Below are 25,952 nucleotides of genomic sequence, written 5' to 3'. Positions count from 1 at the left end.
TCGATTGACACCATCGATCGTCGCCTCGCCAGGGCGGAAAGCCCTCCCCTGCCTGACGCAACCGGCCTACGTCAGCCGGAGGGATCCATCCGGTGAGAGAAGCCTCACCTTTGATGGACGCTTCTATTCCGGCGGGACCTAAAGGAGGGCTTTGGGCCGACTTTTCCGCGAGTGTTGACGTTCGCAAGCCCGGCATGTTTTGTTGATCAAAGCCGTCTGAAACCGGGCGGCCGTATCCGGTCCGTCGCACGAAGGGATGGTCGCATGAAGATCAAGCGCCGCTCGAAGGTCGTCGCCCTTTCCGGCGTGCACCTTTGATCCAGAACACGGGCCGGGTCGTGGCGGGATTCCGCCGCGGCCCGGCGTTCGTCGGCGACCTTTCGCGAAGGAACCGGACATGAACGAACAGCACGGCGACGGCAGGATCGTCCCGGAAAGACCGCTGCTCCTCGCCGAACACCGTCGAGTGGGCGACGCGATCGAGCTGCGCACCGCGACCGAGACCTTCGACGTCGAACCGGCCGAGGGCCTCACCGTCGAGCAGCTCGCGGCCGTGCTGGGCCGCCTGGACGGCGGGACACCCCTCACGGAGATCGCGGCGCGGACCGAGGTGCCCGAGGGGACCCTCCGCGACGTCCTGGTCCCCGCGCAGGTCGCGGGCCTCCTCGACGAGGGTGCTCCGGCCGTGGGACGCCACCCCCTCGCCGTGCTCGCCGACGTCGAGCACGTGCTGAACGAGCTCATGGAGGAGCTGATCTTCGACGGGCCGTTCTGGCAGGCGGTCGTGCGGCGTCCCGAGTCCCTTCCGCCCAGCGTCTTCCACGGCTTCGGGCTGGAGAACTGGTTCTTCCTCTTCCATGAGAACGAATTCGACTCGGCCATTCTCGCGCTGCCGCAGAACGCGGGACTCCGTACCCTGGCGAACGAGTTCTACCAGGAAGAGCATAAACACGACGATATCGTCGTACGGGCGTTCTCCTGCCTGGGGATAACGAAGGACGACCTGCTGCGGTCCCGCCCGTTGCCGACCACCACCGCGCTCATCAGGATGCTCTCCTGGTGGGCACGGACCGACCCGCTGTTCTTCATGGCGACCATCGGCGTTCTCGAAGGGCGTTTGAACAGCGAGGGCGACGCGGAGAACGCCGCGTACGACTCGTTCCTGGAGGCCTGCGGAAAGGCCGACCTCGATCCCGAGTTCGTCGAGCCGCTCCGCATGCACGCCAAGATCAACGCCGCGCACGACCACGGCAGCGTCAGCAGGGAGCTGTTCTCCCGGCTGCCGGGTCTCGACGCCGCCACCGAGGCGCGGCTGATCGGCAAGGCCCACCTGTTCGTCGAGGCGTACGCCGCGTTCTTCAACGGGATTCTCGACTACTACGGCGACCCGGCACGCCCCCTGCTGCGGCCGGCGTACGAAGGGGACGGCAGATGAGCGGACATCGTCTCTTCGAGCGGCCGGCGCTCCGCCCGCAGGTGCGGATCGAGGCGGGCGACGCCGGAGCCACGCTGCGCTACCTCGGCGACCGCCGCTGGCTCGAACTCGACTTCCTCCACGGCGGAGACGCCGAGCAGCGCTTCCTGAAGCTCCTCCAGGAGGGCGGACGGAGCGCCGCGGACCTGGCCGAGGTCTTCCCCGGAACGGCGGACGAACTCGACGAGCTGCTGGCCGCCCTCGACGAGCAGGGCATGCTGACCGAGTCGGCCACCGCCTCCGCCGAAGGACTGTCCGGCGTCGCCGCGTACGGGCGGCTCAAGCGCAACGCCGACGCCGTCCGCGCCCGGCTGCACAGCCCCTTCGTGCAGGCCCTGGCCGCCGGTGAGGTGACCCGCGACCAGCTCATCGGCTACGCCGTCGAGTACTGGCACATCACCCACCTGTGCCCGCGCGCCCTCGCCCCGGTGCTGGCCCGCGACGACATCAGCCCGACCGCCTGGGCCAAGACCATGGCCTTCTACCAGATGGAACGCAACCACGACCGGCTGCTGGAGAAGTCCCTGCAGGCCGTGGGCGTCTCACGGGAGGTGCTGCGGCGCGTGCAGCCGCTCCCGGCGACGATGGCGCTCATGGCCGCGCTGGGCGTGTACGCCTACGAGTTCCCGGCGGCGCTGTTCGCCACGCTGTTCCCGATGGAGGAGCCGGAGCCGGAGTTCCTGGAGCTGTTCGTACGGCGCTGCGAGGAGCTCGGCCTGCCCGGGGAGTTCACCGGGCCGATCGTCGCGCACTCCGGCGTCAACGAGGACGAGGACCACGAGGCGGTCACCCTCGAACTGCTCGCCGAGCTGCCCTTCGTCGGCTTGGAGGAGGTCCGCGAATGCGCCGCCGCCGTCACCGACATCCTCGAGCAGCGCGCCCGCCTCGACGGAGAGATCATCGCCTGGTACGGCCGCGCGAGCCTGCGCGACCTCACCGCGGGGTCCTACCCGTCCGCCGCCGGTAAGGCACTGACGTGCGTGTCCTCAGCGTCGTCGGCCTGACCGCACTCGCGGTCATCTGGGGCACCAACTTCCTCCTGGTCGAGGAGGCCCTGCACGGATCCGACCCCGCGCAGATCGTGCTGGCCCGTCTCTGGCTGGGCGGGCTGCTGCTGCTCGCCTGTTCGCTCGCGACCCGGACCCCGCTTCCCCGGCGGCCGGGCGTGTGGCTGCGGCTGACCGGCATGGGCCTGCTCGGCCAGGCCGTGCCCTGGCTCCTGTTCGCCTGGGGACAGGAGAGCGTCACCAGCAGCCTGGCCGGCATCTACAGCGGCGCCACGCCCCTGATGACCATTCCGGCCGTCTGGCTGATCCTCCGCAGCCGCAGCAGCCGGATCGAGGTCGTGGCCTCCGCGATCGGCTTCGCGGGCCTGTTCGTGGTGCTCGCCCCGTGGCGGGGCACCGGCGGCTCCTCCCTCACCGGCCAGCTCGCCTGCCTGGGCGGCGCAGCCTGCTACGCCCTGGCCTACACCTACGCCCGGCACCTGATCGACCACCTGGGCTATTCCAAGCTCACCCTCGCCACCACCCAGGCCCTGTCGGCCGGGCTGGTCATGCTGGTGGTGTCCGCGCCGGAGGTCACCCGGCCGCTGCACCTGACGGCGGGCGTGACCGTGTCCCTCCTCCTCATGGGCATCGGCACCGCCGTGGCCTTCGGCATCAACTACTGGCTCATCGCCTCCATCGGCCCGGTCCAGGCGGGACTGGCCTTCTACCTGCTCCCCGTCGTCGCGGTCGTCATCGGCGTCACGTTCCTCGACGACCGGCTCGCCGCGCACCAGCTGACCGGCATGGCGATCGTCTTCGCCGCGCTCGCCGTCCAGTTCATCGGCCAGGGCAGACCGGCCGCCGATCCCGAGCCCCCCGCCGACCGGCCGCTCGAACCCCCACCGGCCGACCGGTCCGAGGCGAGTGACGATCTGAGGATCGGCAGGCGCCTTCAGGGGTGAGCAGGCCGGTCAGGTGGCCGTGGCGGGGAACCTCACGAAGCGGTCGGCGCGGTGGCCGCCAGGTACGTTCCGCCGCACGCCTCGGCCAGTGAGGGGCCGAACAGGGCGGCCGGCGTGTACGCGCCGGGCCGGCCTTCGCCCGACAGCAGGCGGCGCACCACCTCGGCCGGGACCGTACCGGTGAACTCCTGCGCCTCACCGACGCGCAGCCAGCCCTCCTGGACGGTGCCGTCGGCCCACTCCAGGCGCGCGTGTCCCCAGGAGTGCGGGCGTGGCCGCGGGCGGGCCTTGACCTGCACTCGGGCCAGTCGGCGCCGGGCGAAGTCCCGTATCCGGGTGCTGGCCAGCAGCGAGGTGGCCGCCGGCAGGACCGCGCGCATCAGCGGCGAGGAGGGTGCCTCGCTGGACGCGGCGACGACGTCGGGCGCCCCGCTGGCCCGCTGGGCCGCGACCAACTCGCCGAGCGGGACGCTCGCGGTGGTGACCCGCTCGCCGTCGGGGAGTACGAGGTGGGCCGGTTCACCGCCGATGGGTGCCGGTGCGAGCCGGCCGTCCCGGTAACGGCGACCTCCGTACCGGCGGCCGCCCTCGACGCCAGGGATGCCCTCGACGAGGGTGGCGGCGAGCGCCTCGCCGACTTGCCCGGCGGCCATGTCCATCGAGGGCACCATGTCGACCCTTACCCGCACCGGCGCCGGACGGCCCGCGCACAGGTGGACCACCACGCTCTCGGTGGCCGTGACGCCGAACCCGGCCCCGGTCACCAGGCATCGTCCCGCGGCCGACGCCGCCTCGTGCAGGCCGAGCACGCCGGTCACCGCGGCCACGTCGTTGGCCAGGTCGACGTAGTCGCCGACGGCCAGGCAGGCGCGCGTGACCGGCGGCGCGGTCGCGGTGAACGGCCCGACCGTGTTGACCACCACGGCCGGTTCCTGCCGGTGGATCTCGTCGACCATCGCCTCGACCGAGCCTGCGGCCACCGTACGCGCGCCGTCGACCCGCGCCGCCGCGGCGGCCAGCCGCTCGGCGTTCCGGCCGACCAGCACCGGTGCCACGCCCCGGCGCGCCAGCTCCGCCGCGATCGCTTGGCCGCTGCGGCCGCTGCCGCCCAGGATCCAGACCTCGCCACCCACGTCGTGCTCCTCTCCACCGTCACCAGAGTGATGACATGTCGTGTCATCACGGTAGCCCGATGATGACACGACATGTCATCACTTAGACTGGTCCCATGAGCAGATGGCGGCCGGACGCGCGTGAGCGCCTACAGCGGGCGGCGCTGGAGCTGTTCGCCGAGCAGGGATTCGCCGCGACGACCGTGCCGGAGATCACCGCCCGGGCGGGCCTGACCACCCGAACCTTCTTCCGCCACTTCGCCGACAAGCGCGAGGTGCTGTTCGCCGAAGACGAGTTCTCCCAGATGGCCGCCCGGATGCTGGCCGACGCGCCGGCGTCGATGGACCCGGTGACGGTGCTCCTGGAGGGCGTCCGCGCCGTGGCCGAGACCCTGTTCGACGGGCGGCGGGACGAGATTCGGCGGCTGCGCGCCATCGTCCGGTCCGACGACGGCCTGCGCGAGCGCGACCTGCGCAAGCGTGCCGTCATGCGGGAGGCGATCCGGGACGGCTTCGTGCGCCGCGGCCTGGCCCCGATGACCGCGGCCGTGCTCGCCGACACCGGCGTCACCGTGCTCACCGTGGCACTCGACGAGTGGCTGGACCGAGACGACGAACGCCCCCTGTTCGAGATCGCCCTGGACGCCCTGGAGTCGCTGCGGACGGCCCTGGCCGCAGGCCCCGCCTTGGCGCCCCCGGCCGGACCGACCGAACCGCCAGAGCCGGCCGACGGCCTCGGCGAGCCGCGAACCGCATAGCCGGGCGTCCGCCTTCGTCGAAGTTGCGATTCAGAAGCACGTCGAACAGGCTGCAAGGCGCTGGCCATTGCATACTTTCTACTTCTCGTCACGAACGCAGCCGACATGGCCTATGTGCTCCGCCGTTCCCACCTTCGGCGAGCGCACGATTCGGGACGCATGCAAGGTAGAATAAAGCGGTTATGTCTGGTCACCTCGCCGAATTCTGCAGAGAATCACGTCGGTTCGCTGTTCGCCGCGCAGTCGTGCCGGTCATGATCTTAGTTGGGGTGGTCATCGCCGCTGTACAAGCGGGCCTCGTGATTCGAGCGCATGGGTCCGGAGTGGTGAAGTGTCCCTCGGTCCCGCCTGCGGTCGGACGCCTGAATCGGGACGATGAATACCGTAAGCTGGATGAAAGCGGATGTTCTCCGGAGATCCCAGCGCGCTTCGAGCCTGCTTCTACGTTGCGAGTGATCACAGCGCCGACAATGTCGAGCTGAATGCAGATGTATCAATCTCCGTGCGTCATATCGATCGTATAGCGACTCTGATGAGATCGCCTATACTGCCGGGCGATCACGGGTGTCCTGAGGTGGCTTCTCGGTCGCAGGTATTCCTGATTTCGAGTTTCCCTGCGGCGCCCAGGCTGGTTGTGTCCATCCGCACCGACTGTGGCACCGCGACGAATGGGTCTCTGGTGGGATCTTTCGCTTCCCGTTCGGTCGGTCCGACACTCGTGTCCGTGCTCCGCGAAGGCTGAGCCCGGGTCCTCACGGGGCCGACCAGATCCGGCGCCGCAAGGACCGGGGCAGCCAGGGCGGTCGGCCGCCTACGTTCTGCGCGATCGACCACCGGCAGCACTGAGCTGTCGTTGAGGCAGGCACTAGTAGGGTTGTCGTCCTCTCATGTCGACCTTCTCCCCTTCCCCCGCCGCGATCGTCGCCCGTCTCCGGGCCGCCGGCTGTGTCTTCGCCGAGGACGAGGCCCGGCTGCTGCTGGACACGGCGCGTACGCCCGGTGACCTCGCCGCCATGGTGGACCGGCGCGTCGCCGGCCTGCCGCTCGAGCACGTCCTCGGCTGGGCAGAGTTCTGCGGGCTGCGCGTCGCGGTCGATGCGGGCGTGTTCGTGCCGAGACGCCGCACCGAGTTCCTCGTCCACCAGGCCGCCGCCTTCACCCGCCCGGGCGCGGTGATCCTCGACCTGTGCTGCGGCTCAGGCGCCTTGAGCACCGCGCTGGCCACGCTGCTCGCCGGCACGGAGGCACTAGACGCCACCGGGACACGCGGAGCCGAGACGTGTGGAGCCGAGGTGTACGCCGCCGACATCGATCCGGCGGCCGTCGCCTGCGCCCGTCGCAACCTCGCGGCCGTCGGCGGCCGGGTGTACGAGGGCGACCTGTACGAACCGCTGCCCGCGACGCTGCGCGGTCGTGTCGACGTCCTCCTGGCCAACGTCCCGTACGTCCCCACGGGAGAGGTTTCCCTGCTGCCCGCCGAGGCCCGCGACCACGAGGCGCGTGTCGCGCTCGACGGCGGCGCCGACGGTCTGGACATCGCCCGCCGCGTGACCGCGGAGGCGCCGGCGTGGCTGGCCCCGGGCGGTCACCTGTTCTTCGAGACCAGCGACCGCCAGGTTCCGTCCGCGCTGGAGGTCGTCGCGCGCGCCGGCCTGTCCGCCCGCGTGGCGACCTGCGAGGAGACCGACGCGACGGTCATCATCGGCACCCTCCCGTGAACCGGGGCGCGGCACCGGCAGGGCACGACGGGCGGGCGTCGGTCCGGCCCGGTTGAATGTCCCGATTGCTGCATTTCGCTGATCAGTAGAGACCAGGGCCGCCGTTATTGCCGTGGATTTTGGTTGCTGACGGCACCACGATCCTCGGCGTTGTCCAGAAGGCAGCTTCCCTTACCGGCGGGCGTCCCGGATCCGCTTCAGTTCCTCGGACGTTAACGTGACGTCGGGTGCCGCGACGACGACGTGCACCGTCTTGCCGTGCTCCGCGTAGGTGACCCATCGGGCGGCCGCGATGTGGTCGACGATTCCGAGGCCGCGTCCGTGCTCGACGAGTTGCCCGCCCTCATCGGATGCGGGTAGCGGCCGATGATCGGGGTCCGTGACGGCGAGGTACGCGCACCGGCTGCAGGCGGCGACGTCGAGGCGCAACGGCCAGGCGTCGTACGGCCATTCGCGCAGGGCGCGGGCGGCGTTGACGGCGTTCGTCAGCAGCTCCGAGACCAGGAGCCGGACCGTATAGGCGTGATCGGCGTCGAGGGTGTGCCCGGAGATGACGTCACCGGCGAAGCGGCGGCCACGAGCGACGGCGGCGGGTTCGGCGCGCAGCGCGATCCATGACGGCCGCCGGAGGCCGGGGGTGACGAGGGGCGAGGCGCCGGCGGGGGTGACATGTCCGGCAATAGTTGGTTCAGGTGACATCGTCACTACTCTCGGTAACGAATGAAGGCCTGGGCTGTCCGACTTGGTGGCCAGGTACTGAGCTAGCATGGCGTTGATGAGGCAAAGTTTCAAGGGCAATGTTTGCCTGGCATGAAAAGTGACTTATGACTGGTTCCCTGACGGTGGTGGCTACGATCGCCTGCATGCCAGAACGCCGTAGCCCGACCCTGCGCCGTCGGCGCTTGTCCGCCGAGCTACGGCAGTTGCGTGCCCATGCCGGGATGACCTTGGAGCAGGTCGCCGAGCGACTGGAGTTCTCCGTCGCGAAGCTGCGGTTCATCGAGAGCGCTCAGTGGATCCGGCCGAACATCGGCGACGTCCGTAACCTCCTGGAGATCTATGGCGTCACCGATGAACGCGAGCGAGAGGAACTTCTCCGTCTTGCTCGGGAAGGCCGCCAGAAGGGTTGGTGGCAGCCGTACAGCAAAATGCTCTCGGCGACGTACACGACTTACATCGGTCTCGAAGCAGAAGCGACGAAGCTCCTCACCTACCAGCCGCTGATCGTCCCGGGCCTTTTTCAGACCGAGGCGTACGCCCGTGCCTTGATCCGGGTCACGCCGGACGAGGCCAGTGAGAAAGTACTCGAAGACCGCGTCACCGTACGGATGGAGCGCCAGCAAATCCTTACCGGGCCTGATGCGTTGAGTGTGTGGGCGGTCATCGACGAGGCGGTGCTGCGCCGCCCGATCGGCGGACCGCAGGTCATGCGTGCCCAGTTGGAGCGGTTGGCGGAGGTGGCCCGCCTGCCCGGCGTGACCTTGCAGTTGATCCCGTTCGCCATCGGCGCGCATCCCGGTGCCGGGCGTGGCCCATTCACGATCCTGCAGTTCCCGGAAGAGGCCGATCGGGACGCCGTCTACGTCGATAATTTCGCCGGCGAACTGTACGTCGAGGAGAGAGCCGAGGTCAGCGCGTTTCACGAGGGATTCAGGCATCTCGTCGGGGTGGCGTTGAGCCCCGCCGATACGATGACGTTCATCGCCGGGGAACTGGCGAATTCTTGACCCACCCAGCGAGGGACGTGCGTTCATGTCCGAGATCGATCTGTTGAACGTCGACTGGCGGAAGACTGAGTCCAGCACGAACACCGGGGAGTGCGTCGAAGTGGCGGTTGTGATCTGCTGACGGACACTGCGGAGTCCCGGGTCTTACGCCGTTCGGTGCGCCCTGGGGGCGGGGGAGCGGGTCAGGAGGCCGGGTCGGGGGTCTGCGGGTCTCCCTCGGTGGCCCAGAGGTCGAGGTTCTGGTCGATGACCTGGCCGGGCGGTACGTGGCCGGCTCTCAGCCGGTACTCGACGCTGCGGCCGATCGGCAGGACGGTCGCCGCCGAGGCGCCGACGACTCCGACGGGGTTCCGTACCGAGCGCACTCCGCCGTTGCCGTCCGACACCTGGTACGACATCATCCGGATGTGCCGCTTGCCGTCGGGATAGCGCTCTCCCGTCGGGGTGGTGCGATACAGGTGAAATCCGAACTTGTTGAGAGCGCCGTTCTGCGTGGCTCGTACGGCCTGCTTGGACGTGCTCACGAAGATGTGGAAGTCGCTGATCTTCGCGTGCCTTCCCCGTACCGCGTCCTCTTTGACGTAGTCCATGGTCTGGCGTCCGCCGCCGTACGGCGAGTTCCAGAACTTCGCGCCGACGGACGAGTCGAGGAGTTTCGCGAAGGACTTCTCCTTGATGTGCCGTAGCTCGGTGCGCAGCCGGGCCATGAGTTCGCCGATGCGCCGGATGAAGGCCTTGAGCAGGGTCAGCACGCTCGTCACCTGGCCGGCCGTTCTCGACGACTCGGCGGTGATCTGCCTGACGGCGGCGACCTCCGAGACGCCGAACGACTCGGCCGCGAGCAGTCCGGCGCTGATCCAGGCGTAGACCGCCCAGGCGACGAGATTGCTGATCATTCCCCGCAGGATGGTCTCGACGTCGGCGATGAGCGAGCTGACGAGTTGCAGCAGGGCGGCGATCCGGTCGGCGCTGTTCCCGGTGTCCGCGATGCCGTCGCGCAGGGCCGTCAGGCGGGTGCGCGCCGCGTCCGCGGCGTCCCCTCGTTCTCCGCTCAGGGCGCGGCTCAGGGCCTCGCCGAGGTCCTCCGCGAGTCCGCGGCAGCTCTCGGCGATGCTGTCGAAGTTGTACGCGGCCTGTCCGACGGCGATCGGATCTCCCGTGAGCCAGTCCACGACCCACTTCGTCCAGTAGAAGGCGTTGAGCAGGAAGCCGAGGCCGTAGCGGACCAGGAAGCCCATCGGATCGGCGAGGAGGAAGTCGTAGTTGGCGCGGATCTCGAGGAAGGCCGAGGAGGCGTCCGTGGCCAGCAGGGCGATGTCCGTGCCGATGTTGTACTTGTCGTCGCTGGTCAGGTCGCCGGTGAAGCGCCATGCGTCGAGAGCGGCCGCCCCGGCCGCGCCGAAGGGCGGGGGAAGGGCGGTGATGACCCCGTTCCAGGTCCGGTGGTCCCGGTAGAAGCGCGAGGCCGGATTCAGCCGGCGGACCTCCTGGCCGCTGCCGTGGTCGCGCCCCGCGAGGGCCAGGGTCTGCAGGATCATCGTCTCGGTCGCGGAGTAGTGGGCCCCCATGGTGTGGAGGCGTTCTCGCGCGCCCTCGATCGCACCGGACATGTGGCCGAGGTGCTGCTGGAACTCGGCCGCCAGCGACAGGAACTCACTTCGTACGGGCCTGAGGATCCCCCACGGGTGCGAACCGGACAGCGAGTGCGCCACGGCGTCGGTGGTGCGGTGGATGTCCTGGACGCGGGAGGCCAGGGCATCGGCGCCGCGGGCCGCGTCGCCGATGGCCTCGGAATGAGCCGTGAATCCGTCCATGCGGCTCGGCGCTCCTTCGGACTCCTCCACGCCCCGGAAGGCTCAGTGAGCTCCGGGGGTCACGACGGACAAGAGGACATCGACGAGCCGGTCGGCGGCGTCCGGGCGTCCTGCGGCGCGGGCCCGTTCGGCCATGGCGACCCGCCGGGCCGGGTCGGAGAGCAGCGGATCCACCGCGGCGCCGAGGGTCTGCGGCGTCGCCTCCCCGAGCAGGGCGACGGCGGCGCCGGTCTCCTGCAGGTGACGCGCGTTGTGCGCCTGCTCGTCGCCCGCCGCGGAGGCGAGCGGGATGAACACGGCGGCCTTGCCCAGGGCGGTGAGCTCGGCGATCGTGCCGGCGCCGCTCCGGGAGATGACCACGTCGGCCAGCGCGAGGACGTCGGGCAGCTCCGGGCCGACGTAGTCGGTGAGCAGGTAGCGGGCCGCGAGCTCCTGCGGCAGGGACGCGGTGTGCTGCCGGAGGCCGGCGAGGTTGTCCGGCCCGCACTGGTGGATGACGTTGGCGCGGGACAGCAGCCACGGCAGGATGCCGGCGACGAGGGTGTTGATCTGCTGCGACCCCTGCGCGCCGCCGGTGACGTACACGGTCGGGCGGTGCGGGTCGAAACCGTGCAGGTTCAGCGCGTGGACCGCCTTCTCCGGCCGTCCCTGGAGGACCTCCGGCCGTACCGGGTTGCCGGTGACCACGGCGTTCGCGCGGGTCTTCTCGGGCAGCAGCGGCAGGGTCGATTCCGAGGAGACGGCGACGCGCGTCGCCCGGCCGGCGAGGCTCCGGTTGGCCAGGCCGAGCCGGACCGTCTGCTCGTGGACCACCAGGGGACGGTGGCACAGCCGGGCGGCGGCGACCCCGACCGGGACGGCGACGTAGCCGCCCGTGGCCAGCACCACGTCCGGGCGGAACCTCTTGATGATCTTCCGGGCCTGGAGCACGCCCAGCGGGACCCGGAGCATGTCCTTCACGTTGGCCGGCGACAGGAGCTTGATCGGGTTGCTGGAGCGGCGGATCTTGCCGGTGACGACCGTGGCGAAGGGGATGCCCTCCCCGGCGGCGACCCGCGACTCGAGGCTGTCGGCCTTGCCGACCCACAGCACCTCCAGCGCGCGGCCCGAGCGCTGCAGCCGGGCCCGGAGGGTCCGCACCGCGGTCAGGGCCGGGTAGGTGTGGCCGCCGGTCCCCCCGCCGGTGACGATCAGGCGGAGCGGCGGCTCCGCGGCGAAGGGCGGGTGGGAGACGTTCTCATTGTTCACGGGAGGCAACCTCGGTCGACGTAACCGGTTGATCTTCATACCGGCCCTCCCACGGTAGCCATGAGCACGGGGGCGGGGCGCGGGAACCGCGGCCATGTGATCCATCCCGCCCCCGGACAGGGGCCTGGCGGGGCCGTGCGTGCGCTGCACGGCCCCGCCAGGGAGCGGGGAGAGGAAAGTCGGGTCAGCCGGTGAACGCCCTGGTGAAGTCCAGGTCGTTCTGGGCGACGCCGCTGCAGGTGGCGCTCGCCCACTGCTGCGGTCCGCCGGGGCACGCCTTGTCGCGGGTCGCCGACCACATCGACAGCCACGCGAGGTTCTTCTGCTTGGCGAAGGCCGCGAGCTTCTTGGCGTCGGCGACGGTGAACACCTCGGTGTTCGTGTCGTTCACGCCGATCATCGGGGTGACCGCGATCCGGCTCCACGCGCTGCTCAGGCCGAGCGCGTCACGGACCTGCGCCTCGGTGGAGGTCGCCGCCTGGATGGCGTAGTCGCCCATCTTGCCGCTCGGGTTCGGTGCCTGGCCGTCGCCGTAGTCCATCGCCATGATGTTGACGGCCGAGACGGAGTCGCCGTTCTGCCTGGCGTTCTTCAGCAGGTTCACGCCGTCCTGGGTCAGCCCGGACGGCAGGACCGGCAGCGTGAACGACACGTCCAGGCCCGGCACCTGCTTCTGCAGCGTGGCGATCGCCTGGGCGCGCCGGCCGTTGGCGGCCTGGTCGGCGATCGCGGCGCCCTCGACGTCGAAGTCGACCTTCTTCAGCTTGAACGCGTCGATGACCTGCCTGTACGCGGACGCGAGCGTTCCCGCGTCGGAGCACGCCTGGGCGAGTTCGGTGCCGTTGGCGCCGCCGAACGACACGCGGACGTCACCGCCGGCCGTGCGCAGCGCGCCGATCTGCTTGGCGACGTCGTTGTCGGCGAGCGCCTGGGAGCCGCCCCACTTGGGCGTGCAGCCGCCGCCGGCCACGATGAAGGCCAGGTTGAACGTCGTGACGCCCGTCTTGGCGGCCGTGCCGGTCAGGTCGAACGGCGGGTAGAGGCCCACGTCGACGTACGGCGCGAAGCCGCCGCTCGACGAGGACGGCGGGGTGGTCGGCGGATCCGAGGGCGGGGTCGACGGCGGGGCGGGAGTGCTCGTGGTGGGGGAGGGCGCGGGCGCGCCGTCACCGGAGCAGGAGGCGCCGTTGACCTGGCAGGCGGTCGGGGCCGCCGCCTTGCCGTCCACGGTGAACCCGACCTGCCGCTCCTGGCCGGGCGCGAGGTCGGTGTTCCAGCTCTCGTTCTTCACCGTGACGTGCGTGCCGTCCTGGTGGGACACGCCGTTCCACAGACTCGTCACCTTCGCTCCGGCCGGCAGGTCGAAGGACAGGTCCCAGCCGTGCACGGTGTCGGTGCCGCCGTTGGTCAGCGTGTACTGGCCGGTGTAGCCGGTGTCCCAGGAGGAGACGGTGCGGTACGCGGCCCGTACGGAGGCGGTGTCGGCCGAGCCGCTCGCCGCCATCAGGCCGCCGGTGCTCGCGCCGCCGGTCGCCAGGGCGACGCCGCCGGCGCCGATCACGGCTGCGAGGCCGACCAGCAGCGGCATCCGCCGTCGGCGGCGCGCGCGGTCTGCGTTCATGAGGGACTACCTCCAGTGGAACCGGGGATGCGGGGTCTGCGCCTGCAGGGCGGTGCCAACGTACGGCCGCGCGGCGCCCCGTGGACGGCCGTTAAGGCGTGCTTAAGGAGCGGTTGAAGCGCGTTTGATCCGGTGCCCGGCTCCGAGTGGAGCGTCCGGCTTCACGCCACCCCGGGTCCGTTCGCGGAGCTTGGGGAACGGAAGCGGTCGGTGGCGTCGATCAGCTGGTGCCGGATTCCGGATTCCATGCTGCCGTGGCCCGCGTCCTCGACGATGTGGAACTCGGCCTCGGGCCAGGCCTGGTGCAGATCCCATGCCTGGCGAGGCGGGGTCTTCATGTCGTAACGACCATTGATGATCACGGCGGGGATGTGCCGTATGCGGTCGATGCCCGGCAGCAGGCCGCCGTCGGGGAGGAACCCGCCGCCCGCGATGTAGTGGTGGAGGATGCGGGCGGAGGCGAGAAGCGCCACGTCGTCGAGTGCCGGGGGCTCGACGGGGAGCAGGGTGTTGGCGGACATCTCCCAGTCCATCCAGGCACGGGCGGCGGGGAGGTGCACCGCCGGGTCCGGGTCGCCGATACGGCGGCCGTAGGCGGCGATCAGGTCGTCCCGCTCGGCGGCGGGGACGGCGTCGCGGAACGCCGCCCACTCGGCGGGGAACAACTGGGCGATGCCGGTGTCGGTGAACGTCCAGGCCTCGTCGGACCGGCGGACCAGGTAGATGCCGCGAAGCACGAGTTCGGTGACGCGGTGCGGATGGGCCTGGGCGTACGCGAGGGCGAGGGTGCTGCCCCAGCTGCCCCCGAAGACCAGCCAGCGGTCGATGCGCAGATGCTCGCGGAGCCGCTCGATGTCGGCGACCAGGTGCGGGGTCGTGTTGTGCTCCAGCGAGACCCGCGGGTCGCCGGCACTGGGCCGGCTGGCACCGCAGTTGCGCTGGTCGAACAGCACGATGCGATAGGCGGCCGGATCGAAGAACCGGCGGAAGCCGGGCAGGATGCCGCCGCCCGGGCCGCCGTGCAGGAAGACCACGGGCTTGCCGGCGGGGTTTCCGCAGACCTCCCAGTGCAGGTCATTGCCGTCACCGACACCGAGGAGGCCGGACTCGTACGGCTCGATCGGGGGATAGAGCTCTCTCAACGCCATGAGGGTAATTAGTAGCCAACCGGTGATCAGCGGCCCGCACGAGCCCCGGATGCGGACGGACGGTCCTGCGACGCCACGGACGGTTCTGTGACGCTAGGGCCGCCGGTTCCGGCGGGGGCGCTTGGGCGTCGTGGGCAGCCAGATCTGCACCTGCGCGCCACCGAGCGCGGGGGAGCGGTCGATCCGGACGTCGCCGCCCACGGTCTCCGCCATGCGGCGGGCGATGTCCAGGCCGAGGCCGGTGGAGCCGCCGCCGCTGGATCCCCGGCGCAGCGCGGCCTCCGGGTCGGCGATGCCGGGGCCCGCGTCGGCCACGAGGATGCCGACCAGGCCCGCGCCCGCGTGCAGCGTCACCGCGAACGCCGTGCCCTCCGCGGTGTGCCGGAACACGTTGCCGAGCAGCGAGTCCAGCACCGCGCTGAGCTCGCCGCGCGGCACCGGGACGGCGACGGGCGTGTCCGCGCCGATCAGCTCGCAGTCGCGTTCCTGGTCCTCGGCGAGCGCGGACCAGAAGGCCATCCGGTCGCGGAGCACCTCCGCGGCGTCGCACCGGGCGGTCTCCTTCGGCTTGCGCGCCGAGCGGATGATCGAGTCGACCTCCTCCTCCAGGCGCGCGACGGCGAGCCGGGTCTGCTCGGCGGCGGGTTCGGGGCCGAGCGCCGCGGCGTTCAGCCGCATCGCGGTGAGGGGGGTGCGCAGCCGGTGGGACAGATCGGCGATCAGCTCGCGTTCGGCGGCGAGGAGCTGCTCGACACGGTCGGCCATCGTGTTGAAGGCGCGGCCCGCGTCGCGCAGCTCCGGTGGCCCCTGCGGGTCGATCCGGGTGCGCAGGTCGCCGCCGCCCAGGGCCGTCGCCGCGCGGGCCAGGGTCCGCGCGGAGCCGACCACGCGGGCGCCGAGGCGGTCCGCGACGACGACGGATCCGGCGACGAGCACGGCGGCCACGACCGTGAGCGTGATCCACGCCGGCCGTACGCCCCGCGCCAGGTCCTGGCGCGGCAGGTACACCTCGACGATCGCCGTACGGTCCTGGTCCAGCGCCACCGGCTGCAGCAGCACGTAGCCGCCCGCCGCCGGTGCGGAGAAGGACCGGCCGCGCGTGGTGGCGGTGGCGAGGTCACCGGACCGCGCCCGCGAGGTCCCCACCGTGCCTCCCGTCCGGAGGGGGAGGTGGACCGCCATCCGGCCCGCCGCTCCGGCCTGGGTGCTGGCGACGGCGCGCTGCAGCGCGGCGCGGTCGGTGGTGACGGCCAGGGCGGGGGCGAGCGACCCCGCCTGGCGTTCGGCGTCGTTCAGCGCCCGGTCGCGGGCGATCTCCTTCACCATCAGCGCCAAAGGGATGAGGAACGCCAGCGCGACCATCGAGGTGACGGCCGCCGACACGAGCGCGAGCGACCGCCTCACGGCGCCATCAGCTTGACGCCCACGCCGCGTACGGTGTGCAGGTAGCGCGGGCGGGAGGCGGTCTCGCCGAGCTTGCGGCGCAGCCAGGACAGGTGCACGTCGATGGTCTGGTCGTCGCCGTACGGCTGCCGCCACACCTCGGTCAGCAGCTCCCGCCGGGAGACGACGTGGCCGGGGCGGGACGCCAGGTGGGCCAGCAGGTCGAACTCCCGTCGCGTCAGGTCGAGCGGCCGGTCGTCGAGGAACGCCTCGCGCCGGTCCGGATCGACCCGCAGGCCGCCCACCTGGTACGCCCGCGGCTGGGCCGTCTGCTGGGACCGGCGGAGCACGGCGCCGAGGCGGGCGCTCAGGTGCTCGGCGGAGAACGGCTTGATCAGGTAGTCGTCGGCCCCGGCGTTCAGCAGCCGTACGATCTCGGTCTCGTCGTCGCGCGCGGTCGCCACGATCACCGGGACGTCGGAGACGCCGCGCAGCATCTTCAGCGCCTCCGCGCCGTCGAGGTCGGGCAGCCCCAGGTCCAGGATGACGACGTCCGGCGCGGCGCGGGTCACCTCACGGAGGGCGTCCAGCGCCGTACCCGCGCTGCGGACGGCGTGCGCCCGCTCGGTGAGCTCCCGGATCAGTGCCGACCGTACGAACGGGTCGTCCTCCACCACGAGCACATTCGCCATGCCCGGCACCCTAGAGGTTGAGCGCCGCATAACCGCCGAAAAGGCAACAAAGTACGGCTATTGCGGCACCATGGGGCGGTGCGACGGGCGATGACATACGTGGCCGCCTGGGGCGGCGCCACCGCGCTGGCGGTGATGCTGGTGTGGTTCGGCGCGCGCCCGGTCCTGCACAACGCGGTGTTCGGCCCGCCGCCGGCCCGCTCCGTGGTCGACCACGTCCCCGTCTCCCCGGGTGCCGACCCCTCCTCGCCGTCACCGGCGAGCCCGACCGTACGCGCGACGCCGAAGCGGACCGTACGGCGCGCGTCGCCCCGGCCGTCCAGTGCGCGGCCCACGCCGTCGCCGCACACGGACGCCCGGAGCTACACCCTGACCGGCGGCCAGGTCGTGCTCTCGATGACCGCGACGTCCGCCCGGCTGGTCTCCGCCACCCCGGCCGGCGGGTACGAGGTGCGGACCTGGCACGCGCCGGGCTGGCTGCGGGTCGACTTCACGAAGGACGCGCACACCTCGACGTTGTTCTGCACCTGGAACGGTCACGCACCCGCCGTACAGGTCCAGGAGCAATAGCGGTCGGACCGCTTGGACAATTTTTGATACGCGTGAGTAACATCACTAGAATTTGATTCGGCCTCGTCCGGTAGCCTCCTGCTCATGGACGTAAACGGAGTTGCCGCCATCGTCACGGGCGGCGCGAGCGGACTGGGTGAGGCGACCGCGCGGGACCTTGCCGCGCACGGTGCCAAGGTGGTCGTCGCCGACCTCAACGAGGACAAGGGCAAGACGATCGCCGACGAGATCGGCGGCGTCTTCGTCAAGGTCGACGTCTCCGACGAGGAGCAGGTGCAGGCCGCCGTCGACGCGGCCGTCGCCACCGGCGCGCCGCTGCGCGTCGTGGTGAACAGCGCCGGCATCGGCTGGGCGACGCGGACCGTCAACCGCGACGGCTCTCCGCACGACCTCGCCTCGTACAAGAAGGTCATCGAGGTCAACCTGATCGGCACGTTCAACGGCCTCCGGCTCGGCGCCGCCGCGATCGCCAAGACCGACCCGGTGGACGAGTTCGGCACCCGCGGCGTGGTCATCAACACCGCCTCGGTCGCCGCCCTCGAAGGGCAGACCGGCCAGATCGCCTACTCCTCCTCCAAGGGCGGCATCGTCGGCATGACCGTGCCCGCCGCCCGCGACCTGGCCGCCATCGGCGTCCGCGTCAACACCATCTGCCCCGGCATCATCGACACGCCGATCTACGGCCAGGGCGAGCAGGCCGAGGAGTTCAAGAAGAAGCTCGTCGCGCCGGTCGTCTTCCCCAAGCGCATGGGCCGGCCGTCCGAGTTCGCCCACCTGGTCCGCTCCCTGGTCGAGAACGACTACGTCAACGCCGAAGTCATCCGTTTCGACGGCGGCATCCGCTTCCAGCCCAAGTGAGGTCCTGATGTCGGACGCGGTCCTGACCGAGGTGGACGGCGGCGTCGCCGTCATCACGATCAACCGGCCCGAGGCGAGGAACGCCGTCAACGGTGCCGTCGCCCAGGGCATCGCGAGCGCGATCGACGAGTTCGACGCGCGCAAGGACGTCTCCGCCTACGTCCTCACCGGCGCCGGGGGCACCTTCTGCGCCGGCATGGACCTCAAGGGGTTCCTCACCGGCGACGATCCGAGCAAGGGCGGGCGCGGCTTCGGCGGCATCACCGAGCGGCCCCCGGCCAAGCCCATCATCGCCGCCATCGAGGGGTACGCCCTGGCGGGCGGCTTCGAACTGGCGCTGTCCTGCGACATGATCGTCGCCTCGTCGGAGTCGAAGTTCGGGCTCCCGGAGGTCAAGCGCGGCCTGGTCGCCGGAGCGGGCGGCCTGCTCCGGCTGCCGCAGCGGATCCCGTACCACGCCGCGCTGGAGATCGCGCTGACCGGCGACCACTACCCTGCCGCGCGACTGGCCGAGCTCGGCCTGGTCAACCGGGTCACCGAGCCCGGAGAGGCCCTGCGGACCGCCAAGGAGCTGGCCGCCAAGGTCGCGGCGAACGCCCCGCTGGCGCTGGCCGCCACCAAGCGCGTCATCGTCGAGTCCCGCGACTGGCCGAGCGATGAGCAGTTCGCCCGGCAGGGCGAGATCATCATGCCCGTCTTCGGATCCAAGGACGCGATGGAGGGCGCGGCCGCCTTCGCCGAGAAGCGCACGCCCAACTGGTCCGGCGAGTGACCCTCGCGCCGGGGGCGTGACCCGCCACGCCCCCGGCGCCCCGGCGCCCGGGAGACCCTCCCACTCCCACGGCGCCCGCCCGTGGAGGGCCCGGCCCAGGGAGGCGCCGCACGTACGGGATCACCGCGCTGGGGAAGGAACGCCCGCGCCGGTGCGACGTCTACGCCGATCCGGCCGTAAATGAGGCGACAGGGAGCGCGTGCGCCGGGGATAATCGGGCGTATGTCCGAACCCGTGCGTGTCCGCGGCTCGGTCGTCATCCCCGACGCCGAGCTCCGCTGGCGTTTCTCCCGCTCGTCGGGGCCGGGCGGGCAGCACGTCAACACCAGCGACACCGCGGCCGAGCTGTCCTTCGACCTCGCCGGATCGGCGGCGCTGCCGCAGGTGTACAAGGAACGCGCGCTGCAGCGCCTCGCCGGACGTCTGGTCGACGGGGTGATCAGCATCCGCGCCGAGGAGTACCGGTCGCAGCTGCGCAACCGGGAGGCCGCCAAGGCCCGGCTGGCCGCCCTGCTCACGGAGGCCACGGCCCCTCCGCCCAAGCCGCGCCGTCCGACCAAGCCCAGCCGCCGCGTCCACGAACGCCGCCTGGAGAACAAGCGCCGCCGCGGTGAGGTGAAGCGGGGCCGCTCCGGCCGCTTCGACGGCTGACCGCCACCGCCCCGAAGGGCGCTGTACGGGCGGGGCGGCGCGCGCACGTTAATTCGATTGCGAGACTGTCGGTGCCCCCCGGCATGATGGTCCGCCGATGCGACACGGCATCATGGTTCGCCGCTGAAACCGCAGCTAGTCGCCCCGATGGGCGTCACCGACGATTGGAAGACCCAGATGAGTGCCGTCCCCTCCCCTGAACTCGCGGAGGATCCACCGCAGATATCCGAGCCGCCGGCAGGGCTCGACCGGGGAGTGCTCGCGGTCGCCATGGTCGTCGTCCTCGGCGCGATCATGTCGATCCTCGACGTCACCGTCGTCAACGTCGCGATCAACCACCTCGCCGGAGCCTTCCACTCGTCACTCGCCACGATCCAGTGGGTGGCCACCGGCTACACGCTGGCCCTGGCCACGGTGATCCCGGTCACCGGGTGGGCGTCGGCGCGGTTCGGCACCAAGCGGCTCTACATGATCTCCATCGCGCTCTTCGTGCTCGGATCGGCGCTGGCCGGCATGGCGTGGTCCGCCGAGTCGCTGATCGCCTTCCGTGTCCTGCAGGGCCTCGGCGGCGGCATGATCATGCCCGCCGGCATGACGATCCTCACCCAGAAGGCCGGCCCGTCGCGGGTCGGGCAGGTGATGAGCGTCGTCGGCATCCCGATGCTGCTCGGGCCGATCTGCGGTCCCATCCTCGGCGGCTGGCTGGTCGACGACGTCTCCTGGCGCTGGATCTTCTTCATCAACCTGCCGATCGGCGTCGTCGCGCTGTTCCTCGCCGCGCGGATCCTCGAGCGCGACACCCCGCGCCCGGGTGAACGCCTCGACCTGCTCGGCCTCGTGCTGCTGTCGCCCGGCCTGGCCTCGCTGATCTACGGCCTGGCCAAGGGCGCTCAGGCGAGCGACTTCAGCAAGCCCGAGGTCCTCATCACCACGATCGCCGGAGCGGTGCTGGTGGTGCTGTTCGCGGTCCGCGCGCTGACCGCCCGCGTTCCGCTGATCGACCTGCGGCTGCTGAAGCGGCGCTCCGTCGCGGCGGCGTCGGGCACGATGGTCCTGTTCATGTGCGCGTTCATGGGCGCGATGCTGCTGTTGCCGCTCTACTACCAGGTCGTCCGCCAGGAGAGCGCCTTCTCCTCCGGTCTGCTGCTCGCCCCCCAGGGCATCGGCGCGATGGTCACGATGCCGGTCGGCGGCAAGCTCACCGACCGGATCGGCCCCGGCCGGGTCGTCCTGATCGGCCTGCTCGTGGTCGTCGGCTCCGTGGCCGGCTTCACCTCGGTCCTGCACGCCGACACCTCGTACTGGACGCTCGGCGCCGTGCTGTTCGTCATGGGCCTGGGGATGGGCATGACGATGATGCCGACCATGGCGGCCGCGATCCAGACGCTGTCCCACGACGAGGTGCCCAAGGCCAGCACCATGCTGAACATCATTCAGCAGGTGTCCGCCTCGATCGGCACCGCGCTGATGTCCGTCCTGCTCGCCAACGCCCTCACCGACAAGCTCGGCGGCGGGGCGGGCGGCGGCGGGCTGTCCGCCGCCCAGAAGCTGCCGCCGCAGATCATGCAGAAGATCGTCGGCCCGATGGCCGACGCCTTCCAGAGCACCTACTGGTGGGCGGTGGGCCTGCTCGCGCTGGCCTTCATCCCCGCCCTGCTCCTGCCGCGCCGCAAGCCGACCGGCGCTCCGGCGGAGCCCCCGATGCCGATGCACTGATCCGCATCGAGCACTCGTCCCGGCCCCGTGGCCTCCCGGCCACGGGGCCGTCGTCGTCCTCCGTCTCGGCGCCGCCGAGCGGGTCATGCCGACGACCTCGTGCCCGGCCGGCCCGCGGAGCGCTGGTCGGGGGTGGGCCGTCGCGGGGAGCGGGTCGCCACCGGTCGTACGCCCGGTGGCGTAGGGGAGGTGCCTCCGGGCAGGGGACGACTCGCCGAAGTGACATGGGGATCGTGGTCTGACATGACCGACGTGTCCAGTCCTCCTTCGTCAGCCTCCGCCGTTCGTACGCCGTCGCGTCTCCGGCTCTCACCGGCCGCCCGGAAGACCACGCTGGTCGTGCACCTGATCACGTCGATGGGGTGGCTGACGCTGATGGTCTGCGTGCTCGTCCTCGCGCTGTGCGCCCTCGCCACCTCGGACGCGGACACGCTGCGCACCGCCTACCGCGCCATGCCGCTGCTGGGCGACGCGCTGGTCCTGCCGCTCAGCCTCCTCTCCCTGATCAGCGGGCTGATCCTCGCGCTGGGGACGCCGTGGCGGCTGTTCCGGTACCGCTGGGTGGCGGTGAAGTTCTGGCTGACCCTGGCCGCGACGGCGGCGTCGAACCTCGCCTTCACGGCCAGGCTGCACGACGCGGCGCGTGCGGCGGCGCGGCATCCCACGGGATCCATCGCGCGGATGCACCTGGGCTTCCTCCCGTACAACCTCGTGATCATCTCGTGCGTCGCCATCGCCCTGTACACGACGAACGTGGTGCTCTCCGTCGTCAAACCCTGGGGGCGCCGCGGCTGAGCGCGGAGTGCCGAGGGCTCTGGTGGCGGGAACGACGAAAATCCTCGGCGTAGAGCGGGGCTTATCCACAGACCTTCCCCGGACCCGCTCCTCTCCCATCGGTGGCTCAGGCGTGTACCGCGGCGGCGCCGGCCGGGGAGCCGAAGCCGCGCAGCAGGGTGTCGACGACCTTCGTGGCGAGGGCGTCGGCGTCTCCGTCGTCGGTCTCCGCGGTGGCCTCGTGGATCAGCGCGTAGTAGACACGGCGGGTCCAGTCGAGGTCGGCGTCGGGTCGGAGCACTCCCGCCTCGCGGGCGCGACGGAGGAGCTGGACGCAGCGCACCTGGATCTCGGCGTGGATGCGGGCGGCCTCCGAATGCGCCTCGTCGAAGGTGCGGTTCATCGCGAACGACCAACTGGTCTTGACGCGCAGGACGTTGGCAGTGACCTGGTACAGCGCCACGAGGGGCGGGGTGGCGTCCGGACGCGCCGAGTCGACCGCCTCGGCGAACTGGCGGGCGGCCCAGCCGGTCAGCTCGTCCAGAAGCGCCTCACGGGTCGCGAAGCGACGGTGAACGGTCGTGCGGGCCACTCCGGCCGCCTCGGCGACCTGCTCCATGGTCGCCGCCGGATTGGCGGCGAGGACGCGCTCGGCCGCCTCCAGGATCGTGCGCACCGTGCGCTCGGCGTCGGCCCGGAGTGGTCGCTTCGTCTGCTGCCGGGGCTGGTTCACTGTCGCCACCCCGACATGTTACCTCCCAGGCCCGACTGAGGATCTACTTGCAACATATACGTCGCGGTTATTAGATTGACTGCGTCGCGAAGGTCGCGACTTTCGGTGTGGGAGGTTCGGATGGACACTCAGCTCACTGGTCGTACCGCCCTGGTGACCGGCGCGAGCCGCGGGATCGGGCTGGCGATCGTGACGGCTCTCGCCGCGGAGGGCGTCCGCGTCGTGGCGGCGGCACGGACGATCACGCCCGAGTTGAAGGAGACCGGTGCGATCACCGTTCCGGTGGACCTGGCGACGCCCGACGGTCCCGCCCACTTGGTCGACCAGGCCCTCGCCGAGCTCGGCGGCGACCTGGACCTGCTGGTCAACAACGTCGGCGGGGGAGACGACGGGTCCGAGACGGTCCCGGGCTTCCTGGGGTTCGCGGACGGCGACTGGCAGTCCTTGTTCGACGTGAACTTCTTCGCCGCCGTCCGTACGACCCGCGCCGCTCTGCCCGGCCTGCTCCGCAGCCGGGGCGTGATCGTCAACATCTCCTCGAACAGTGCGCGCATGCCGCACGCCGGGCCGGTCCCCTACACGACGGCCAAGGCGGCGCTGACCGCGTTCGGGAAGGCGCTCGCCGAGGAGTTCGGGCCTCAGGGGGTCCGGGTGAACACGGTCTCGCCGGGGGCGGTGCGGACCGCGCTCTGGGAGGCGCCCGACGGTTATGGCGCCGGGCTGGCGAAGGCGTTCGGCGTGTCCCAGGAGGAGCTCCTGGCGGCGCTGCCCCAGCAGACGGGCATGACGACGGGCCGGCTGATCGAGCCGGCCGAGGTGGCCGCGCTGGTGACCTACCTCGCCTCGCCCCTCGCGGCCAGCGTCAACGGCGCGGATCTGGTCATCGACGGTGGTGCGATCAAGACGGTCTGACCGGGGTGGTCGGCGAGGGCCTGCAGCGGGCCGGGACCCTCGCCGGGCACGCGCGTCAGGCGAGCGGCTTGGCCAGGTGCACGAGGTCGACGCCCGGACGGAGCGGCTCCCGGCGCTCCTCGACGTAGCCGAGGCGCTCGTACAGGCGGAGGTCGGCCGTGCTGAGATGGCCGGTGAAGAGGGCGGCGCGCCGTACGGCGGGGGTGACCGACTCCTCGATGGCCGAGAGCAGGGCGGTGCCGAGGCCCCGGCCCTGGAAGTCCGGTGCGACGGTCAGCCGGCCGATGTGGAGAATGTCGTCCTCGACGCGGCCGCGTACGGCGCCGACGATCCGATGGCCGTGGGTGACCTTGAGCGCGATGCCCCGCTGCAGCTCCTCGGTGAGCTCGTCGAGGGTCTGGACCAGCGGCGGGAGCCCGGGGTCGCCGTAGATCCGCGCCTCGCTCGCGTACGCGGCGCGCTGCAGCGTCAGCAGCTCACCGGCGTCCTGGGTGCCCGCGGGTTCGATGGCACGCGGGGCCGTCCGCTCCGGTCGTGGGCGGGGGCCGTCGGCTCCGGTGGTGGGGGCGTCAGCTCCAGTCGGCGGCGCGGACGGCGCGGAGCGCGGCCTTGCGCGCGTCGCCCTGGAGGGTGTCGACGTACAGCCGTCCCTTGAGGTGGCCGGTCTCGTGCTGGAGACAGCGGGCGAAGTAGCCGGTGCCCTCCACGTGCAGCGGTGCGCCTGTCATGTCGACGCCTTCGACGACCGCGTGGTCGTACCTCGGCGTCGGGAAGCGGAGGCCGGGCAGCGACAGGCAGCCCTCGTCGTCCGAGATGGTCTCGCCGTCGGCGGACACCAGGATCGGGTTGACCACGTGGCCGACGTGGTTGCGGCCCTCGTCGTCGTCACAGTCGTAGACGAAGACCTGCAGGGAGACGCCGATCTGGTTGGCCGCGAGTCCGGCGCCGTCATTGGCGTACATCGACGCGAACATGTCGTCGATCAGCCGTCGCAGGTCGGCGTCGAAGGAACGCACCGGGTCGCACTCGGTGCGCAACCCGGGGTCGCCCATGTAGCGGATCGGCCGTACGGTGCCCGCACCGCCGCGTCGTCGTCTCACAGCCCAGGACTCTAGATGATCGGGCCGGTGACCGGCCAACGGTCACCGGCCCGATCGTCACTCTTCGGGCTCGCCGCTCGCCGGGAACACCTGGACATTGCGCTCCTGCGGCTGCTGCATCGGCTGCGGCTGCACCGGCTGCACCGGCTGCGGCTGGGCCGAGGGCTGGGCCGGCGCGGCCGCCTGGTGATGACGGCCGTTCGGGGGCTGCGCCTGTTGTTGCTGTTGCTGCGGCGCCTGGGGCTGCTGCTCGGGACGGACCGCGGGTCGCTCGGGACGGGCGGCGGGCCGCTCCGGCTCGCTCTGGCCGACGGCGTCGGCGACCATCTCCTCCAGCGGGCCGGCCTTCTCCTCCTGCTCCAGCAGCGTCACGAGCGTCTCGGTGATCTCGCTGAGCCGGCCGAGGGCCTGGGTGTGCCGCTTCGTGAGCTGGGCCAGGCGGTCGGAGGCGTCCTCGTTGATGACCGCCGAGCGGCGCTCGGCGGTGGTGAGGGTGCGCTCGGCCTCCGTGCGGGCCTCGGTGATCATCGTGTCCGCGTCGTTCTTGGCCGTGGCCATGATCTGCTCGGACTCGCGCTGGGCCGCCGACAGCATGTGGCCGGCGTTCTCCTGGGCCTGGGCGAGTGCCCGCTCGGACTGGCCGCGCGCCTCGTCGACGATGCGGTTGGCCTCGCGCTCGGCGTCCTGCTGGATCTGGGCGCCCTTGCGCTCGGCCTCGCTGAGCTTCGACTGGGCCTCTTCCTCGGCGAGGTTGATGATCTGGCGGAGTCGCTCGCTCAGGTCGTCGCCGGTCGGACGCCGGGCCTCGCGGACCTCGGTCATCTCGCGGCGCGTGCGTTCGACCTCGTCGAGGGCGCGCGACAGCCGGGCCTCGAGCTCGCGGATCTGGTTGCGGGTACGGGCGATGTATTCGTCGACCTGACGGCGGTTGTAGCCGCGCATGACGATCTCGAACGTCTCCTCGCGGAGGGGCTCCTCGCGGAAGAGGTTCGGCAGGATCTCGGCTTCGTTGCTCATGGCCCTCGGGGGTCGAAGGAACGTCTGTGACGACTCTCGATGGTTCCCCCCTTTTCGCGCAAGGGGAATGGGAGTACTGGCAGGAATTCCCGGCCCGCCGGCGCGGCGACACGAGAGTCTTCCCAGCTTGAATATCGCAAAATACGGTATTTGGGAAATGCGGCGCGCCAACCGGACGGAGGCGGCACCATCGCCGCTTCTAG

General features: G+C 71.1%; 25 protein-coding genes. 13 read left to right on the top strand and 12 right to left on the bottom strand.

From position 1 onward, the window contains the following. Positions 1-397: 397 nt before the first annotated feature. The 3 genes from NDW01_RS10695 to NDW01_RS10685 are packed head-to-tail and all read left to right on the top strand — an operon-like array spanning position 398 to position 3,425. Positions 398-1,435, top strand: a complete 1,038-nt coding sequence (locus NDW01_RS10695) for a thiaminase II/PqqC family protein (protein WP_252819354.1) — start codon at positions 398-400, stop codon at positions 1,433-1,435. Then, positions 1,432-2,478 (top strand): thiaminase II/PqqC family protein, encoded by a 1,047-nt coding sequence (locus NDW01_RS10690; RefSeq protein WP_252819352.1) that lies wholly within the window; start codon positions 1,432-1,434, stop codon positions 2,476-2,478. The genes NDW01_RS10695 and NDW01_RS10690 overlap by 4 nt, the downstream gene beginning before the upstream one ends. Beyond that, the gene (locus NDW01_RS10685) at positions 2,451-3,425 is read left to right on the top strand and encodes a DMT family transporter (protein ID WP_252819350.1); all 975 of its coding nucleotides are present in this window, start codon (positions 2,451-2,453) and stop codon (positions 3,423-3,425) included. The genes NDW01_RS10690 and NDW01_RS10685 overlap by 28 nt, the downstream gene beginning before the upstream one ends. 32 nt (positions 3,426-3,457) lie before the next feature. Here the strand turns inward: NDW01_RS10685 and NDW01_RS10680 are convergent, their stop codons facing one another. Then, positions 3,458-4,558 carry a saccharopine dehydrogenase NADP-binding domain-containing protein gene (locus NDW01_RS10680; RefSeq protein ID WP_252819348.1) on the bottom strand — a complete coding sequence of 367 codons (1,101 nt, stop codon included), beginning with the start codon at positions 4,556-4,558 and terminating at the stop codon, positions 3,458-3,460. A 95-nt stretch (positions 4,559-4,653) separates the two neighbouring features. On the opposite strand from NDW01_RS10680, the gene NDW01_RS10675 reads away from it, so the two are divergent. Next, complete coding sequence (locus tag NDW01_RS10675; RefSeq protein ID WP_252819346.1) at positions 4,654-5,295, top strand: TetR/AcrR family transcriptional regulator; 642 nt, start codon at positions 4,654-4,656, stop codon at positions 5,293-5,295. A gap of 887 nt (positions 5,296-6,182) precedes the next feature. Next, positions 6,183-7,013: a putative protein N(5)-glutamine methyltransferase gene (locus tag NDW01_RS10670; RefSeq protein ID WP_252819344.1), complete on the top strand. Its 831-nt coding sequence runs from the start codon at positions 6,183-6,185 to the stop codon at positions 7,011-7,013. A 171-nt stretch (positions 7,014-7,184) separates the two neighbouring features. On the opposite strand, the gene NDW01_RS10665 is transcribed toward NDW01_RS10670, so the two are convergent. Then, positions 7,185-7,712: an ATP-binding protein gene (locus NDW01_RS10665; protein ID WP_252819342.1), complete on the bottom strand. Its 528-nt coding sequence runs from the start codon at positions 7,710-7,712 to the stop codon at positions 7,185-7,187. 164 nt (positions 7,713-7,876) lie between these two features. On the opposite strand from NDW01_RS10665, the gene NDW01_RS10660 reads away from it, so the two are divergent. Beyond that, positions 7,877-8,740 (top strand): helix-turn-helix domain-containing protein, encoded by an 864-nt coding sequence (locus tag NDW01_RS10660; protein ID WP_252819340.1) that lies wholly within the window; start codon positions 7,877-7,879, stop codon positions 8,738-8,740. A gap of 182 nt (positions 8,741-8,922) precedes the next feature. Here the strand turns inward: NDW01_RS10660 and NDW01_RS10655 are convergent, their stop codons facing one another. From NDW01_RS10655 to NDW01_RS10630, 6 genes are all read right to left on the bottom strand, one after another. Continuing rightward, positions 8,923-10,554: a hypothetical protein gene (locus NDW01_RS10655; RefSeq protein WP_252819337.1), complete on the bottom strand. Its 1,632-nt coding sequence runs from the start codon at positions 10,552-10,554 to the stop codon at positions 8,923-8,925. A gap of 42 nt (positions 10,555-10,596) precedes the next feature. Next, the gene (locus NDW01_RS10650; protein WP_252819335.1) at positions 10,597-11,802 is read right to left on the bottom strand and encodes a UDP-N-acetylglucosamine--N-acetylmuramyl-(pentapeptide) pyrophosphoryl-undecaprenol N-acetylglucosamine transferase; all 1,206 of its coding nucleotides are present in this window, start codon (positions 11,800-11,802) and stop codon (positions 10,597-10,599) included. A 184-nt stretch (positions 11,803-11,986) separates the two neighbouring features. After that, positions 11,987-13,423, bottom strand: coding sequence for a glycoside hydrolase family 18 protein (locus tag NDW01_RS10645; protein ID WP_252819333.1), 1,437 nt, complete (start codon positions 13,421-13,423; stop codon positions 11,987-11,989). Between the two features lie 161 nt (positions 13,424-13,584). After that, positions 13,585-14,565 carry a prolyl aminopeptidase gene (gene pip, locus NDW01_RS10640; protein WP_252819852.1) on the bottom strand — a complete coding sequence of 327 codons (981 nt, stop codon included), beginning with the start codon at positions 14,563-14,565 and terminating at the stop codon, positions 13,585-13,587. A 99-nt stretch (positions 14,566-14,664) separates the two neighbouring features. Continuing rightward, positions 14,665-15,975 carry a sensor histidine kinase gene (locus NDW01_RS10635; RefSeq protein WP_252819331.1) on the bottom strand — a complete coding sequence of 437 codons (1,311 nt, stop codon included), beginning with the start codon at positions 15,973-15,975 and terminating at the stop codon, positions 14,665-14,667. Beyond that, positions 15,972-16,646 (bottom strand): response regulator transcription factor, encoded by a 675-nt coding sequence (locus tag NDW01_RS10630; protein ID WP_252819329.1) that lies wholly within the window; start codon positions 16,644-16,646, stop codon positions 15,972-15,974. The genes NDW01_RS10635 and NDW01_RS10630 overlap by 4 nt, the downstream gene beginning before the upstream one ends. A gap of 90 nt (positions 16,647-16,736) precedes the next feature. Between NDW01_RS10630 and NDW01_RS10625 the strand changes: the two genes are divergently transcribed. The 6 genes from NDW01_RS10625 to NDW01_RS10600 all read left to right on the top strand — a co-directional run bounded on the left by NDW01_RS10625 (position 16,737) and on the right by NDW01_RS10600 (position 22,008). Beyond that, positions 16,737-17,216: a hypothetical protein gene (locus tag NDW01_RS10625; protein ID WP_252819327.1), complete on the top strand. Its 480-nt coding sequence runs from the start codon at positions 16,737-16,739 to the stop codon at positions 17,214-17,216. An 84-nt stretch (positions 17,217-17,300) separates the two neighbouring features. Then, the gene (locus NDW01_RS10620) at positions 17,301-18,074 is read left to right on the top strand and encodes an SDR family NAD(P)-dependent oxidoreductase (protein ID WP_252819324.1); all 774 of its coding nucleotides are present in this window, start codon (positions 17,301-17,303) and stop codon (positions 18,072-18,074) included. Positions 18,075-18,081: 7 nt separating this feature from the next. Beyond that, complete coding sequence (locus NDW01_RS10615) at positions 18,082-18,846, top strand: crotonase/enoyl-CoA hydratase family protein (RefSeq protein ID WP_252819320.1); 765 nt, start codon at positions 18,082-18,084, stop codon at positions 18,844-18,846. 222 nt (positions 18,847-19,068) lie between these two features. After that, the gene (arfB, locus tag NDW01_RS10610; protein WP_252819317.1) at positions 19,069-19,497 is read left to right on the top strand and encodes an alternative ribosome rescue aminoacyl-tRNA hydrolase ArfB; all 429 of its coding nucleotides are present in this window, start codon (positions 19,069-19,071) and stop codon (positions 19,495-19,497) included. Between the two features lie 147 nt (positions 19,498-19,644). Continuing rightward, a complete protein-coding gene (locus NDW01_RS10605) occupies positions 19,645-21,213 on the top strand; it encodes a DHA2 family efflux MFS transporter permease subunit (RefSeq protein ID WP_252819315.1) in 1,569 nt (522 codons plus the stop codon). Between the two features lie 243 nt (positions 21,214-21,456). Beyond that, entirely contained in the window at positions 21,457-22,008 is a 552-nt protein-coding gene (locus tag NDW01_RS10600; protein WP_252819314.1) for a hypothetical protein, read from the top strand. A gap of 106 nt (positions 22,009-22,114) precedes the next feature. Here the strand turns inward: NDW01_RS10600 and NDW01_RS10595 are convergent, their stop codons facing one another. Further along, a complete protein-coding gene (locus NDW01_RS10595) occupies positions 22,115-22,729 on the bottom strand; it encodes a TetR/AcrR family transcriptional regulator (RefSeq protein WP_252819311.1) in 615 nt (204 codons plus the stop codon). Positions 22,730-22,840: 111 nt separating this feature from the next. Here NDW01_RS10595 and NDW01_RS10590 point away from each other — a divergent pair, with 111 nt between their 5' ends. Next, positions 22,841-23,632 carry an SDR family NAD(P)-dependent oxidoreductase gene (locus NDW01_RS10590; protein ID WP_252819309.1) on the top strand — a complete coding sequence of 264 codons (792 nt, stop codon included), beginning with the start codon at positions 22,841-22,843 and terminating at the stop codon, positions 23,630-23,632. Positions 23,633-23,687: 55 nt separating this feature from the next. On the opposite strand, the gene NDW01_RS10585 is transcribed toward NDW01_RS10590, so the two are convergent. The 3 genes from NDW01_RS10585 to NDW01_RS10575 all read right to left on the bottom strand — a co-directional run bounded on the left by NDW01_RS10585 (position 23,688) and on the right by NDW01_RS10575 (position 25,749). After that, the gene (locus tag NDW01_RS10585; RefSeq protein ID WP_256511442.1) at positions 23,688-24,038 is read right to left on the bottom strand and encodes a GNAT family N-acetyltransferase; all 351 of its coding nucleotides are present in this window, start codon (positions 24,036-24,038) and stop codon (positions 23,688-23,690) included. 163 nt (positions 24,039-24,201) lie between these two features. Further along, entirely contained in the window at positions 24,202-24,732 is a 531-nt protein-coding gene (def, locus tag NDW01_RS10580) for a peptide deformylase (RefSeq protein ID WP_252819307.1), read from the bottom strand. 57 nt (positions 24,733-24,789) lie between these two features. Beyond that, on the bottom strand, positions 24,790-25,749 hold the full coding sequence (locus NDW01_RS10575) for a DivIVA domain-containing protein (RefSeq protein ID WP_252819305.1): 960 nt from the start codon (positions 25,747-25,749) through the stop codon (positions 24,790-24,792). Positions 25,750-25,952 lie beyond the last annotated feature (203 nt).

The sequence above is a fragment of the Actinoallomurus soli genome (genome assembly GCF_024055715.1).
Classification (GTDB): Bacteria; Actinomycetota; Actinomycetes; order Streptosporangiales; family Streptosporangiaceae; genus Actinoallomurus; species Actinoallomurus soli.
The sequence above is the reverse complement of the archived record's forward strand: the minus strand, read 5'-3'. Positions and strand labels throughout refer to the sequence as shown.